This window comes from Gottfriedia sp. ABJ_BB2_2, assembly GCF_055484705.1.
In genome coordinates, this window is the sequence record NZ_JBVFKR010000010.1 from 54763 (window position 1) to 70067 (window position 15305).

Sequence of the window (15305 nt, forward strand, 5' to 3'; positions counted from 1 at the left end):
TAAATGTTAACATGTATTAATAAAATGAATCCTATTAGAATATCGTAAATCCAAAATGAGTTTTGGATTGTAATTATTTTCTGGGAAATATGGCGAAAATTGTAATTTTTCAAATCTATATAGGAATGTAACTGAAATTGTAGAATTGAATCAAGATAGCTAATTCAATTTGGTTATTTAGATTACGAGAAATACATAGATATGATAGAGGTGATTTGGTTGGGAAATCAAAATGAGGAGCTTCAAAAGAAGGTTGAAAAACTTGAATTTGAAGTGAGTGAGATGAAGAAAAAACTTGATTTTCTACTCACTAGAGAAACGGTTTTGAAAGAAAATGAAACTCGACAAAAAGAAAAAGTTAGTGTGACTGCAGCGAAACCAGTTCAAAAAGTAGTAAAACAAAATACAATTTCACCTAAAGAAAAAATTGATTTTGAAGCACTTATTTTCCAAAAATGGTTACCTAGATTTTTTATCTTTATTTTTATCATTGGTATAATGTGGGGATTTAAAGCAGCATCCGATTATGGTGTTTTAAATGATTATGCCAAAGTTGGCATAGGATTCGCCTTTGCAATTCTTTTATTTTGGTATGGGAATCGACAAGTACAAGCAAAGCGAGTTACGCTTGGGCAAACATTATTAGGTGGAATATTGCCAGTGTTATTCTTAACAACTTTTGCAATGCATCATTTATATAATATGATTGGTTCGAATTTGGCATTTTTTCTGCAAGTTATTTGGGTTGGAATTGGCTTTTATTTTATGAATAAGTATAAATCTGAAGCAATTGGCTTAATTAGTATAATTGGAGCTGTTTTTATTCCATTCCTAATAAAAAGCACAACGCCTAATTATTTATTTTTTGCTTTTTATGAAACATCAATATACTTGTTATTTATGTTCTATGCTGCTTTCAAACAATATAAATACTTATATTCAACTTCAGCTATACTATTAAACTTAGTTTATGTAGTAATCGGACTTTTAAATTTTAATCTTAAAGGTTTTGAATACTTTGCTTTTAGTATGATCATTCAACATTTTGGATTACTTGTTATTTTATTAATCTCAAAGTTTTCTAAGAAAAAACAAATTTTAATGCTTCATACTAGCTTTGTCATCACGATTGCTTGGATTTTCAGTGGTTATGAAGGTAGTACAAGAACGATTATTCTCATCTTACTTTGTGTTTCATATTTATTCCTAAGTAATCTATATAAAAAGCAATCAGACTTGTTTTTTGCATTTTCAACAAATTTCCTATTAGCATTTTCGTTTTTATGCTTAGACAGTGTGACGATTCACTTACTAAATACTGTTTTAATCATACAAGCGATATTAACGTATTTATTTTATGTAAGATATAGAGATGTATTTAAATTAATGATTGCTTCTTTGACATTTGTTCCAGTCGGTATAAGGATTGTATCAGAACCGATCTCTTCGATGATTTCATTTAATTCTATGGATTGGATTGTTTTAATTATTGCTACTATCACAATAGCAATATTAGCTTATAAAAATGAGAAAGAGAAACATGTTATTTTGGTAAGTAGTTCATTAGTGACTACATTATTAATCATTGCTTATGTCACTCAAACAATACAAATTTTAACTTTAGATTTCACTGAAAATGTTAGTAGTCTAATGATTAATTTAAGTTGGATCATCATCTCCATTATTGCTATGATACTTGGCAGTTTGAAAAAGTTTAAAGTCTGGACCTATATTGGTATTGGTTTGTTATTACTTACTTTATGCAAGCTTGTTTTGGTAGATTTACCGAATATTACATTATTAGTTAGGGCAGGTCTATTTATATTACTCGGTTTAATTGGCTTAATTATTTCTAGAATATTTTTTAAAGGGAAATAGTGGACAGGAGAATACGAATGATGATTACTCAAACTGAAAATCTATTATTAGTACGATTTACTGCTGGAGCAATGTTAGACGTTTTAAACGGCGAAAAGGGGTTAGTATATGAAAATATGACATATAGTTTTGCGAAAGGATGGCCAATTAACGCCTACAAAAATTTGTTTCCATATAAGATATCTCGTTTTCAAAAACATCCTGAAGAGGAGGAATTCGAAGGGATCATTATTCATAAAAAAGACAAAATCATCATAGGGGATATGGGTTTTAAAGGTGGCCCAGATGAACATGGATTGATGGAAATAGGTTACAGTATGTCACCTCAGTACCAAGGGAAGGGCTATACTACTGAGATGGCTAAAGCATTTTGTCATTGGGGTATGCAAAAAGAAAACGTAGAAAAAATTATTGCAACATGTTCGATTTACAATTACTCTTCCATAAGAGTATTGGAGAAAATAGGGATGAAAAAAATGTACGAGGAATTAGAAAAATATTATTGGGAATTGCCAATCGAATAATTTCGTACTAAAGGTGGGCTTGGTCTGACAACTAGAAAATCATCAGTCGTATTTTTAGTCATCACTAAAGAAGATTTTGGCAGATTTGTATTATATGATATTTTCATCAGTAGTCTCGTTTTTGGTTGTATTAAAAAAACATTTTCAAGTGATTTGCTAGCAATATTAGGTAGTTTTATCATTCCTACCGCTCTAAAGAAAACTGCCTTATTGATAAAAAGTTAAAGAGGATGCTCAAAAAATAGAGCATCCTTTTTATCTATCCTATGCTTCTAGACTCATTGAAGGTCCAAAGAATTCAAAGTGAATATGTGTTTCTGGAACATTCAATTGTTTTAAGCTTGAAACAACTGCTTTTAAAAACGGCACTGGGCCACATACATAATAATGTGCATCAACAGATTGTATATTAGATGTTAACCAAGCAGCATCAATATAACCTTGCTTTTTAAAGTACGGATTTTTCAAATCATCCTCAGAAGGATTCTCATAAATAAATGATAAAGAAAAGTCATTTAATTGTTCTGATAGTGAGATTAACTCATTTTTGAATGGTTGAAGGTTAGCATTTCTTGAGGCACAAACCATTTCTACTTTACGGTTTGGCTGAGTATTAGCAATATATTTTACCATACTCATTAAAGGTGTAATTCCAACTCCACCACTAATGAACACAGCAGGTGATTCAAGATCATTGTTTATAGTGAAATCCCCAGCTGGAGCTGTTAATTCTAATGAATCGCCAATATTAACAAAGTCGTGAAGATAGTTTGAAAAAACTCCTTTAGGTTGTTGTTCTTCAGCTTCTCTTTTTACGGAAATTCTGTAGTGCTCTTTGCCAGGTACATCAGATAAACTATATTGTCTGTTTAATAAATATTCTTGTCCTTCTACTTTTGCTCGAACAGTTATATATTGACCTGGTAAAAATGTTGGTAATACGGAATGATCTTTTGGAAGTAAGTAGAAAGATGTAATTACTTCGCTTTCTTTAACCTTATCAATGACCTTGAACTCTTTAAAGTCACTCCATCCACCTTCTTGTGTAGCTGATTCATTATACATTTCTTTTTCAATATCGATAAATACTTGTGCAATAATACCATAGCTTTCAGCCCAAGCATTAATAATTTCATCGGTTGCAGCATCACCTAATACTTCTTTAATCGCACCTAATAAGTGTTCTCCAACGATAGGGTAGTGTTCAGGTTTTACTAAAAGACTGCGATGTTTTTGGGCAATTTGTTTTACAACAGGAAGAATTGTTTCAAGCTTATCAATGTTTTTTGCCGCAGCTAGGACTGTGTTGGCAAGTGCTGTTTGTTGTCTACCTTTTTGTTGATTTGTATGATTGAATATATTCAATAATTCAGGATGATTTGTAAACAAGTTTTTATAAAAAACTGATGTAATTTCAATCCCTTTTACTTCTAAAACTGGGATTGTTGATTTAATAATGTCGATTGTTTTTTGAGATAGCATGTTATACCCCTTCTTTTCTCTAAAGTAGTATTTCTAATACATCTTTATAGTAGACTTATATTTTCTTCAAAGCAATATGTAAAATACATCTTTTTAGCCTCAGTTTATAAAAGTTTAAAAAATGTTCACAATTATGCTATGATTAATCAAAATAAATGAGTGAGGGGAATTTATGCGGTTAACCAATTATTCAGATTACTCACTTCGGGTTTTAATATACTTGTCCACTGAACCAAATGAAAAACTGGTTAATATAAAGGATATTGCCGAGGCGTATGATATTTCAAAAAATCATTTAATGAAAATAATATATAACTTAGGGAAGATGGGGTATATTGAAACAATTCGAGGACGAAATGGTGGAATCCGACTTGCAAAACTACCATCTGATATAAATATAGGTGAATTAATTCGAAAAACTGAAGAGGACTTTCATATTGTTGAATGTTTCGAACATAACAATAACTGTGTGATTACTCCAGTTTGTTCTTTGAAGCATATATTTAATAAAGCGTTAGATCAGTTTTTACAAGTATTAGATCAATATACACTTGAAGATATTGTACAAAATAATTTTATGCTGAAAGAATATTTTGACTTAAATAAAAAATAAAAACACTCGAGCAGTAATTGTTTGAGTGTTTTAAAGTTTAATTTGTTATATATGCTCCGATGGTTCTCGAATTAATGATTGAGAAATATAAAGGATTTACTAGAGGTTAAAAAAGAGTGAGACACAGATTCCTTAGTGATTTTCCTATATTCATATTTTTCTATTTATACAGATTATTTAAATTATTAAAATGTGATGAAAATGTTTCGTAATTATGGGGTTTATCTGTTATATTTATCTTGAAAAGTTTATATGCGAGAAAATGTGGAGGAGCCAGTGTTGCTGGCTGAGATAGTATCCGTAAGATACTGACTCTTAGAACCTGATCTGGGTGATGCCAGCGTAGGGAACAGTATCTCTTTTGATATAGTTTTTTACAGTGCATTCACGTCCGGATATTTATTCGGGCGTTTTCTTTTTGTCTAGTTCGAGTGCCTTGCTAAGGTACTAACACATTTCATTTGTATAAACAAAACAAAAAGGAGAGTTATAGAATGAAAAGATTACTGATTTGCTTTTTTGCACTTTGCTTAACGTTAGCAGGATGTAGTGGACAAAATTCATCAACACCAAAGAAAGAAAAAGAGCTACAAAAGGTGACGGTTGTGCTAGACTGGACGCCTAATACAAATCATACAGGTTTATTCGTAGCAAAAGAAAATGGATATTTTAAAGAGCAAGGTTTGAATGTTGACATTATTAGTCCAGGGCAAACAGGAGCAGACCAATTAATTGCTTCTGGTAAAGCTGATTTTGGCGTATCATACCAAGAGTCAATTACACAAGCAAGAGTACAAAATGTTCCAATTGTGTCGATTGCTGCTGTTATTCAACATAATACTTCTGGTTTTGCTTCACCAGTTAGTAAAAATATTAAATCACCAAAAGATTTTGTAGGTAAAACTTATGGTGGATGGGGTTCTCCAGTTGAAAAAGCCATTTTAGATTCACTGATGAAGAAAGAAAATGCAGATGTTAATAAATTAAATATCGTTAATATGGGTGATGCTGATTTCTTCACAGCTGTAAAGCGTGATATTGATTTTGCTTGGATTTATCAAGGGTGGACAGGAATAGAAGCTGAGCTTCGCGATGAGAAATTAAATATGGTTTATTTAACTGATTACAGTGATAAATTAGATTACTACACACCTGTACTTGCAACGAATGAAAAAATGATTAAGGATCAACCAAAAGTCGTGAAAGCATTTATGAAGGCAGCGTCTAAAGGATATACTTATTCAATCGATCATCCAAAGGAAGCAGCAGATATTTTATTAAAAGATAATCCAGATTTAGATAAAGAGTTAGTCCAAAAAAGTCAGGAATGGCTTTCAACTAAATATCAAGACGATGCAAGTCGTTGGGGTGAACAGAAGTTAACAATTTGGAAAAACTATGCTGAGTGGTTAACTGAAAATAAATTGTTAGAAGGTAAATTTGATCCGGAAAAAGCTTTTACAAATGAGTTTTTACCAGAATAATAATTTTTATAAGGGGGAGCTTTAAATGTCTAATTCTTTGATTAGTGTACAAATTATACCAAAAACAAACAAAATTGAGGAAGTAATTCCAGCGGTAGATGCGGCGATAAAAGTAATCGATGAGTCTGGTGTAAAATACCAAGTTCAACCTTTAGAAACAACAATGGAAGGCGATTTAAATCAATTATTAAATATTGTCCAAAAAATGAATGAAAAAATGATCGAAATCGGCTGTCATAATGTCATTACGCAAATGAAAATACTATATCAGCCACAAGGTATTGCTATGGATGACTTGACGGAGAAATATCGTTAATGAAACGTAAACAAATAAAAGGATGGCAACCGATTCTTGTCATCCTTCTTTTTTTAATTTTTTGGCAGCTGTGTATCAAACTATTCAAAATAGAAGCTTGGCTCTTACCAGGGCCAATCGTAATACTGAAAGAAGGAATTAAGTCTTATGATTCATTAGTTCCACATGTACTCTCTACTGTACAATTAACTATCTTTGGTTTTTTGGTAGGTACTCTTTTAGGACTGATGATTGCTATCGTACTACATTTAATTCCAGGGTTTAAAGAAGCGTTTTATCCATTATTAATTTTGTCACAGAACGTACCAATTATTGTTTTAGCACCACTTTTGATTATTTGGTTTGGATTTGGAGTATTCCCGAAATTAATGATTATTTCACTAGTTTGCTTCTTTCCTGTTACCGTTTCTGCTCTTGATGGATTTAGGCAAACACCAACCAATTTGATTAATTATATGAAAATGGCAGGGGCAACTAAATCACAATTATTTTGGAAAATAGAATGTCCATACTCACTACCATCTATTTTTTCGGGATTAAAAATATCCGCGACATATAGTGTGATGGGTGCGGTGATTTCTGAGTGGCTAGGTGCAAAAACAGGTATAGGTGTATTTATGACGCTTGCTTCTTCTTCATTCCGTACCGATCGAGTTTTTGTCTCGATTTTTATCATTATGTTTTTAAGTATGTTCTTTTTCAGTGTAATAGTATTGCTAGAAAGAATGACGGTGAAATGGAAGTCTAAGGGAGTAAAATAAAAATGACATTAGAAATAAGAAATCTAGAAAAATCATTTGGAAAAAATCAACAAGTTTTAGCGGGCATTTCAATGCATGTAAATGAAGGTGAATTTGTTTCGATTTTAGGGCCATCGGGCAGCGGGAAAAGTACTTTATTTAACTTGATTGGTGGATTGATCAATCCTGATTCGGGCCAAATCATTTTAAATCGTTCCGTCATAAATGGGGAGCTAGGTCATATCAGCTTTATGCCACAAGAACATTCACTTCTTCCATGGCGCACTGTATTGAAAAATATACTATTATCAAGTGAACTTAAAGGTAAATCGGATGAATCATTAGCACGAGATTGGTTGAAGCGCACCGGACTTGCTGACTACGAAAATGCTTATCCACATGAATTGTCAGGTGGAATGAAACAACGAGTCTCATTTCTAAGATCATTACTTGCTCCACAATCATTCATGTGTATGGATGAACCATTTTCTGCTTTAGATGAATTTACGAGACTTGATATGCAGCAATGGCTTCTTTCAATCTGGGAGGAACAAAGACGATCAATTTTGCTAGTTACGCATAATATTGATGAGGCTTTGTTACTGTCTGATAGGATTTATATTTTCTCAGATAAACCAGCAAGGATTAAAGAAGAAATGATCGTACCATTTCAAAGACCTCGTCGCAAAGAATTACTATTGACTGATGAATTTACCGCGTGGAAACGTAAAATTTATTCTGCACTGGAAAAGGAGAAACCAGATGAAAGTGATAGATGCTCATATACATCTTGACTCATTTGAATCGAAACAAAGAGATGAGATACTTAATAGTTTAAAAGAAAATGAAGTAGAAGCGCTTATTTCGGTTTCCATGGATTTAGCTTCGTGTAAGAAAAATCTCGATTTTCATTTACAGTTTAAACAAGTCTACGCAGCATTTGGATTTCATCCTGAACAAGAGATTCCCTCCGAAGCAGAAACTCAAGCTTTGTTAAAATGGATAAGAGAACATCATGAACAAATGATAGCAATAGGTGAAGTAGGCTTGCCGTATTATCGAAATCAAGAACAAACGCTTGATTATAAACCTTATATAGAGCTGCTTGAAAAGTTTATTAAACTTGCATATGAGTTAAGTAAACCGATCGTACTTCATGCGGTTTATGAAGATGCTGAAATCGTTTGCTGTCTATTAGAAAAATATAACATCAAAAAAGCACATTTTCATTGGTTTAAAGGAAACAAACATACCATTGAGCGAATGATTGAAAAGGGTTATTATATATCCATTACGCCTGATGTGTTATATGAACATGAAATTCAAGAGCTTGTAAAAATCTATCCATTAAACCTGTTAATGGTGGAAACAGATGGCCCATGGCCGTTTGAAGGTCCTTTTAATGGAGAGTATACTCATCCAAGATTTGTTCATAAATCAGTACGCAAAATTGCTGAGATAAAAGAGTCAGAATTAGAAGAAGTTTATAAATGTCTTTACGAAAACACAAAAGAATTTTATGGTTTTTAATGATTGATTAAGCAATTACTAGTCTTTTTAGTAATTGCTTTTTTTCATTGAGATTAGTCTCGTTACTCATATGAAGATATTTTAATAGAATGAGATCGTGAATTTTTAGGTAATAGCAGCTGAATATCAGTATCTATTCAACCTTCAAATGTAATGAGATAAGTTTTTACTATGGAAGCGAGTAAGAAGAAATAAGATTCAGAGATAAACTCAACTTTTGATATGTATTTCATGAAATTAGATGAGAAATAATATTTGAACCATAGAATTTAACCCCATCTGAAAAAAAGGATGGGGTTTCTATTATTTACATGGAAAAAAATGTTGGTCCACAAATAACTAATATAATAAGTAATAGTAGAAAAATGAATTGCGTGCATTGGCTGCTATTTAATTACTTTGTTTTTTAATTAATGAAAAGCCAATTTGCTAGGTCATTATTATAAACCAAAACCGGCTTATCAAAAAGATAGCCGGCACTAGGTTGATGAGTAGATTTGTAAATCTACAAGAATGCTACAGTTCAAGCTCGCCCATGCGTAGTAGCTCGATAACTGCTTGTGATCGCCCCTTAACCCCAAGCTTCTGCATTGCATTTGAAATATGATTTCTCACAGTTTTTTCACTTATAAACAGTTCTTCAGCAATTTCTCTTGTAGTTTTATCTTGAACAAGAAGTTCAAATACTTCTTTTTCACGCTTAGTGAGTGTGTGCTTTGTTTGATATTCTCTATCCTTCAACTGTGCTAACCCTCCTTGCTTGACCGAGCTGTACTTCGGATGGGTATTCATTTAGTCTTTTTATCATATGACAGTTACGTATTTAAGGTGAATATTTCCAGTAAATTTAAAAGCCAGATTAAAATATTTATTTTTTTTGCCCATAGCTTGTTCTAAAAATTGTACATGCTCGTATAAATAGTAAAAAAGCGTGGGGGGAGTATGGCGATGAAAAAAAGATTATTAGTAACAACAGCGACACTTTGTGGACTTGCTACATTATCTGGTTGTGGTCTAATTCCGGTTAAAACTTCTAATGAAATCGATCCACCTAAAACGGTTACTTATAGAAGTGACCAACCATCTAAAGAAGTACAAGCAGGTAAGGTACAAGAACAAACTGCGAAAAGAGAATTATATTTAATTGATCGAAATGGTTATGTAGTACCGCAAACATTTCAATTACCTAAATCTACAAGCTTAGCAAAACAAGCCCTAGAGTATTTAGTCAAAGATGGTCCAGTAACAGATCAACTTCCAAACGGATTTCAAGCTGTTTTACCACCTAACACTGAAGTTTTAGGGGTAGAAACGCAAAAAGATGGTACAGTCATTGCTGATTTCTCTTCAGAGTTTAAACAGTACCATGACGAAGATGAGTTAAAAGTATTTCAAGCTGTAACGTGGACATTGACGCAGTTTGAGAATGTTAAAACAGTAAAAATTCGTGTGAATGGAAAAGACTTAACTGCTATGCCAATTAACAAAGCTCAAATAGGTGAGGGGTTAACTAGGCAAGATGGCATTAATTTTGATAAAGGCGACATTGTTGATGTAATGAATTCAAGACCAGTTACATTATATTATGTTTCACAAGATGAAATGGGTGAAACTTATTATGTACCTGTAACAAGAAGGATTTCAAATGCAGAAAAAGATTCGTATACTGCAATTGTAAATGAACTTGTTAAGGGGCCATCTGAGTATTCTGAACTTGTTTCAGATTTTGGTTCAGATACAAAATTAGTTGCTGAGCCAAAATATCAAAATGGTAAACTAACACTTAATTTTAATGAAGGAATTTACGGCAACATTGCTAAAAATATGATTAATGATGATGTATTACAACCACTTGTTTTATCGTTAACTGAACAAAAAGGTGTCAATTCAATTGAAATTCAAGTGGATGGTAAATTAACTGCACTAAATCAACAAGGTAAACCTTTAAGCCAACCGGTATCTAGACCTAAGGATGTAAATACAAAAGAATTATAAATATCATCAAAAAACCTTGAAACAAAGTCTAAATATGACCTTTGTTCAAGGTTTTTTGCATTTATCTTAAGAAATGCTTTTAATAAGTAGAAATGAAATCATATTTTTGTCTATACTAGTTATTGGAAGATTTATGTAGGAGGAAACAAACATGACTAGAACAGATGGAAGATTAAATAATGAATTAAGGCCAATTGAAATCATAACGAATTATACAAAACATGCTGAAGGATCTGTACTAATTAGTATAGGGGATACAAAAGTAATTTGTAATGCGACGGTTGAAGACCGTGTGCCACCTTTCTTAAGAAATAGTGGTAAAGGTTGGATTTCAGCTGAGTATTCTATGTTACCAAGAGCAACTCAAGATCGTACGATGCGTGAGTCGACAAAAGGTAAAGTTACAGGTCGTACAATGGAAATCCAACGATTAATCGGTAGAGCATTAAGAGCGGTTGTAGATTTAGAAGCACTTGGAGAAAAAACAATATGGATTGACTGTGATGTAATACAAGCGGATGGGGGAACTCGAACAACTTCCATTACAGGTGCATTCGTTGCAATGATGTTGGCGTTTGATAAATTAGTAAAACAAGATAAATTAAAATCTTATCCAGTTAAAGATTATTTGGCAGCTACTTCTGTAGGAATATTAGAGGACGCTGGTGCGGTTTTGGATTTATATTATATAGAAGATTCTGCAGCTAGCGTTGATATGAATATTATTATGACAGGTGAAGGACGCTTTGTAGAGCTGCAAGGAGCTGGTGAAGAAGCGACATTTACGAGAGAAGAGTTAAATGAAATGCTTTCTTTAGGTGAACTAGGAATTAAAAAACTGATTGAAAAACAAAAAGAAGTTCTATTAAATGAAGGAATTAAGTTTTAACTTTACATATATTGAGGAGAGACTTTAAGGATGGAAACAATTATTATTGCTACGAATAATAAAGGGAAAGTAAAAGACTTTGAAGCACTTTTTCACCCAATGGGATTTCAAATTAAATCCTTACGAGATTTCCCTGAAATTGAAGAGATTGAAGAAACAGGTACAACTTTTGAGGAAAATGCTATTTTAAAAGCAGAATACTTAGCAAAAGTGCTACAAACTCCAGTAATTGCAGATGATTCGGGGTTAATAGTGGATGCACTTGAAGGAAGACCTGGTGTATATTCAGCACGGTATGCAGGATTACATAAAAGTGATGAGGATAATTTACAAAAGGTATTAAGTGAGCTACATGATGTTTTTCCAGGTAAACGAACTGCAAGATTTTATTGTGCGCTTGCATTAGCTAACCCAGGTAAAAAAACGATTACTGTAAATGGGACAGTAGATGGCTATATTTCGAGTGAAAAACGAGGTACAAATGGATTTGGATATGATCCAATTTTCTTCTTGCCAGAGTTGGACAAGACGATGGCTGAATTAACGACAGATGAAAAAAGTGGCTTAAGTCATAGAGCAAATGCAATTAAATCATTAATGAACGTAATCGAAAAAGAAGGAAAAGAATTTTTTCTAAGGGGATCATGATGATGAAAGCATTGATTCTAAGTGATAGTCATGGTTTAACAGACCTTCTTGAAGTAATTTCTAAACGTCATCGTAAAGATGTTGATTTAATGATTCACTGTGGTGACTCTGAGTTAGAGATTGATGCAAAAGAATTACAAGGGTTTCATGTTGTTCGTGGGAATTGTGATTTTAGAGGGGAATTCCCAGAGGAGTTCATTCATCAGGAAAATGATGTAACGATTTATGCTACCCATGGACATTTGTATGGAATTAAACAAACACTTCAGAAGCTTCATTATCGATGCAGAGAATTAGGGGCAACCATCGCTTGCTTCGGACACTCTCACATGCTTGGTGCAGAAGTGTTTGACGGAATCCTTTTTATCAACCCAGGAAGTATACTTCTACCTCGCATGCGAAAAGAGAAAACATATGCAATCATAGATACCGATGGTAAATCTGCAAAGGTTATTTTTTACACGATTGATGGCAAAGAGTTATTATCATCTTCATTTGATTTAAAACAATAACATAAGTTAAAGGTTAGTAGTGTAATATAAATTTCTACTAACCTTTAAGTTCTTTAAAAAGTGATAATTTTCATACAAATAAAATATAATGAGTGTATAAATAGAAAAGAAATTTTTTCCTTTATTTTGGAAAAAAAGTTAAAATTATTGTTGACTTTATTTAGTGAAGTGACTATAATAAATTATGTCGACAGGTGATGTCGGTAAAAAAATATGCGGGTGTAGTTTAATGGTAAAATAGAAGCCTTCCAAGCTTCGGTCGTGGGTTCGATTCCCATCACCCGCTCCATATGTCCTGGTAGCTCAGCAGGATAGAGCAACGGCCTTCTAAGCCGTCGGTCGGGGGTTCGAATCCCTCCCAGGACGTCATAATTGGAAAAAGGTTTAAGAAATTAGGGTTAGCCCATTTCTTAAACCTATTTTTGTTTTTAATTCGATCTCTTCTTCTATTCTTGATTAGTCCCTTTGGACTAACACTTTACTCTCTACTTTTTAAATGCCTAAGTATGAACCTCCCCATTCATTTGTAGGAATCAATAGTAAAAATAGAATAGACAATTAACTAAACATTTATTATATTATTCCGACATAATTACAGATGAAGAAGGGAGCATATTTTATGTTTTTTAATAAGAAAGAGAAACAAAGTCATTTTTTAAAAGAAAGTAATCAATCAAATGTTTCAGTTTCAATTCAAGTAACAGATGAAGAAATAAAACAGCAGTTAGCGTTCATACGATTAAAAGAAGAAGAGTTAAAGATATTGAAAAGTTTACAGCCTATTGTTTCTGAAAATATAGAAAATTTAGTTTCGGCATTTTATGATGCAGTTTTAAAAGTTGATCATTTAAAAAATATAATTGAAAGTCACTCATCTGTTGAACGTTTGAGAAAAACGTTATCTTCCCATATACATTTACTTTTTCATGGTGAAATTAATGATGAATATGTGAATAAACGTTTAAAAGTGGCTCAAATCCATTTTAGAATTGGACTTCAACCTAAATGGTATTTAGCTGCTTTTCAAAATATATTAGAAGAATTGATTTTAGTTATTTCTAAAATTTCTAGTACGACTAGAGAAGAGCAAAGAAAGCTAATATCTGTTGCCTCTAAAATATTAAACTTTGAACAGCAATTAGTATTAGATCTATATGAAAAAGAAAATATCGGTGCCAAAGAGAAACAGCTACAAGTAGAAATCAATTTAAAGAAAAAAATTGGTGAAATTGCTGAGGAGTTGCTTGCTTTAGTTGAAGAAACAAATGCTGCTGTTGAATTATTAGTTGATAATAGTGTAAGGGTAAACGAATCGGTTATTTCAAATAATGAAATTGCTAGCACTACTCAGTCATTGGCTTATGAAGGTCAAGAGTTAATGAAAGTGTTGCATAGTAAAATTTCAACAATCTCAAATAGTACAGATGAAGTATCAGTATCAGTTGATGTACTAAATAACTCATTTAATGAGATATCACAAGTCATTTTAATCGTTCAAGATATTGCGAATCAAACTAACTTACTTGCGCTAAACTCAGCAATAGAGGCTGCTCGTGCAGGTGAGCATGGAAAAGGATTTGCGGTAGTCGCAAACGAAGTAAAGAAATTAGCTACACAGACAAAAACATCAACAGAACGAATTGAAGAGTTAATCTCACATGCAACCTTGTATATGAATAAAGTAGTAGATTCTATTCATGATGTGAAAGGTCTAGTAAATGATGGTCAACAAGAAGCAACGCAAACACATGATTCCTTTAATGGTATTGTTAGTTCAATGGACAATAGCTTATCCGGTAATCATGGTATTGAAAAGCAAATTGTTAATTTAGTTGATGTGATTAAGGAAATAGGTGGAGCAATCAGCAGTGTTGCAGCGTCTGCAAATGAACTAAATGATGCAGTGCATAAAGAGTAATATATTAGCTAAAAGAGAGGGGATTTCCTTCTCTTTTTTTGTTTTTTACAAAATTGTGAGAATATAACAAATTTGTTAAGAACCGAAATTTTATGTTGAGATATGTTATCCTAATATAAATAAGATAGTGGAGTGATTTTTATGACCGAAAAAGACTTTTGGGGACTCATTTCAAAAATGCATATTGTAGAAGAACCTTATGAATGGGTCATTAGTCATTTAGCAAAGCAAAGTGATGATGAAATTGCAGAATTTGAAATACAGTTCGAAACTGCTTTTTCAAGAGCATACAATTCTAGGTTATTAGCAGCGGCATGGGTAATAATGGATGGTTGCTCAGAAGATTCGTTTGCTTTTTTTAGAGCGTGGTTAATCGGTCAAGGTGAACAAGTATATAAAAAAGTTCTAGACGATCCAGATTATTTGGCAGAATATATATTTCCTGTTTATGAGGATGAAGGTTTAGTACCTGAATTAGAAGACATGTTAGATCTAGCCCTACAAGCATACACAATCAAACGTAAAGGCGACGATGATTGGGATGATCAGCTTTGGAATGAGTTTAATGCCTTAGTTGAAAGTAAAGGATATCATTATCCAGAATTACACTTAACAGCAGATTGGAAAACAAATGATGAGTTAAAAGAACTATATCCAAAATTATGGAAACGTTTTGGGCTAAAACCATTGCGTTAATTTAAAGAAGAACCTTGTTCTTCTTTTTTTTGTCGCGTAAAAAGGATAATTCATAGCGAAATATTTTATTTAATTTGTAT

General features: G+C 32.5%; 16 protein-coding genes, 2 tRNA genes and 1 riboswitch. Of the genes, 16 read left to right on the forward strand and 2 right to left on the reverse strand.

The window, feature by feature from the left end; all coding sequences use genetic code 11:
• Positions 1-219 precede the first annotated feature (219 nt).
• Complete coding sequence (locus ACX6U0_RS17795; RefSeq protein ID WP_464961213.1) at positions 220-1878, forward strand: DUF2339 domain-containing protein; 1659 nt, start codon at positions 220-222, stop codon at positions 1876-1878.
• Between the two features lie 17 nt (positions 1879-1895).
• Positions 1896-2402 (forward strand): GNAT family N-acetyltransferase, encoded by a 507-nt coding sequence (locus tag ACX6U0_RS17800; protein ID WP_464961214.1) that lies wholly within the window; start codon positions 1896-1898, stop codon positions 2400-2402.
• Between the two features lie 264 nt (positions 2403-2666).
• On the opposite strand, the gene hmpA is transcribed toward ACX6U0_RS17800, so the two are convergent.
• Positions 2667-3884 (reverse strand): NO-inducible flavohemoprotein, encoded by a 1218-nt coding sequence (gene hmpA, locus ACX6U0_RS17805; RefSeq protein WP_464961215.1) that lies wholly within the window; start codon positions 3882-3884, stop codon positions 2667-2669.
• 172 nt (positions 3885-4056) lie between these two features.
• Between hmpA and ACX6U0_RS17810 the strand changes: the two genes are divergently transcribed.
• The 6 genes from ACX6U0_RS17810 to ACX6U0_RS17835 all read left to right on the forward strand — a co-directional run bounded on the left by ACX6U0_RS17810 (position 4057) and on the right by ACX6U0_RS17835 (position 8567).
• A complete protein-coding gene (locus ACX6U0_RS17810; protein ID WP_464961216.1) occupies positions 4057-4497 on the forward strand; it encodes an RrF2 family transcriptional regulator in 441 nt (146 codons plus the stop codon).
• Positions 4498-4753: 256 nt separating this feature from the next.
• A riboswitch (TPP riboswitch) is annotated at positions 4754-4863 on the forward strand.
• A gap of 128 nt (positions 4864-4991) precedes the next feature.
• Positions 4992-5981: an ABC transporter substrate-binding protein gene (locus ACX6U0_RS17815; protein ID WP_464961217.1), complete on the forward strand. Its 990-nt coding sequence runs from the start codon at positions 4992-4994 to the stop codon at positions 5979-5981.
• Between the two features lie 25 nt (positions 5982-6006).
• Positions 6007-6297, forward strand: coding sequence for a thiamine-binding protein (locus tag ACX6U0_RS17820; protein WP_464961218.1), 291 nt, complete (start codon positions 6007-6009; stop codon positions 6295-6297).
• A complete protein-coding gene (locus ACX6U0_RS17825) occupies positions 6297-7058 on the forward strand; it encodes an ABC transporter permease (RefSeq protein WP_464961219.1) in 762 nt (253 codons plus the stop codon). The genes ACX6U0_RS17820 and ACX6U0_RS17825 overlap by 1 nt, the downstream gene beginning before the upstream one ends.
• A gap of 2 nt (positions 7059-7060) precedes the next feature.
• Entirely contained in the window at positions 7061-7831 is a 771-nt protein-coding gene (locus ACX6U0_RS17830) for an ABC transporter ATP-binding protein (protein ID WP_464961220.1), read from the forward strand.
• Positions 7800-8567 carry a TatD family hydrolase gene (locus ACX6U0_RS17835; RefSeq protein WP_464961221.1) on the forward strand — a complete coding sequence of 256 codons (768 nt, stop codon included), beginning with the start codon at positions 7800-7802 and terminating at the stop codon, positions 8565-8567. Before ACX6U0_RS17830 ends, ACX6U0_RS17835 begins: the two co-directional genes overlap by 32 nt.
• A gap of 516 nt (positions 8568-9083) precedes the next feature.
• On the opposite strand, the gene ACX6U0_RS17840 is transcribed toward ACX6U0_RS17835, so the two are convergent.
• Complete coding sequence (locus ACX6U0_RS17840; protein WP_088003658.1) at positions 9084-9308, reverse strand: helix-turn-helix domain-containing protein; 225 nt, start codon at positions 9306-9308, stop codon at positions 9084-9086.
• 201 nt (positions 9309-9509) lie between these two features.
• On the opposite strand from ACX6U0_RS17840, the gene ACX6U0_RS17845 reads away from it, so the two are divergent.
• From ACX6U0_RS17845 to ACX6U0_RS17880, 8 genes are all read left to right on the forward strand, one after another.
• Positions 9510-10562, forward strand: coding sequence for a GerMN domain-containing protein (locus tag ACX6U0_RS17845; RefSeq protein WP_464961222.1), 1053 nt, complete (start codon positions 9510-9512; stop codon positions 10560-10562).
• Positions 10563-10713: 151 nt separating this feature from the next.
• Positions 10714-11451 (forward strand): ribonuclease PH, encoded by a 738-nt coding sequence (gene rph, locus ACX6U0_RS17850; protein WP_464961223.1) that lies wholly within the window; start codon positions 10714-10716, stop codon positions 11449-11451.
• Positions 11452-11481: 30 nt separating this feature from the next.
• Entirely contained in the window at positions 11482-12099 is a 618-nt protein-coding gene (locus ACX6U0_RS17855) for an XTP/dITP diphosphatase (protein ID WP_464961224.1), read from the forward strand.
• A gap of 2 nt (positions 12100-12101) precedes the next feature.
• Entirely contained in the window at positions 12102-12611 is a 510-nt protein-coding gene (locus ACX6U0_RS17860) for a metallophosphoesterase (RefSeq protein WP_464961225.1), read from the forward strand.
• A gap of 215 nt (positions 12612-12826) precedes the next feature.
• A tRNA-Gly gene (locus tag ACX6U0_RS17865) sits at positions 12827-12900 on the forward strand.
• Positions 12901-12903: 3 nt separating this feature from the next.
• Positions 12904-12977: transfer RNA gene (locus ACX6U0_RS17870), tRNA-Arg, on the forward strand.
• Positions 12978-13230: 253 nt separating this feature from the next.
• Positions 13231-14529 (forward strand): protoglobin domain-containing protein, encoded by a 1299-nt coding sequence (locus ACX6U0_RS17875; RefSeq protein WP_464961226.1) that lies wholly within the window; start codon positions 13231-13233, stop codon positions 14527-14529.
• Between the two features lie 141 nt (positions 14530-14670).
• On the forward strand, positions 14671-15225 hold the full coding sequence (locus ACX6U0_RS17880; RefSeq protein WP_464961227.1) for a DUF4240 domain-containing protein: 555 nt from the start codon (positions 14671-14673) through the stop codon (positions 15223-15225).
• Positions 15226-15305 lie beyond the last annotated feature (80 nt).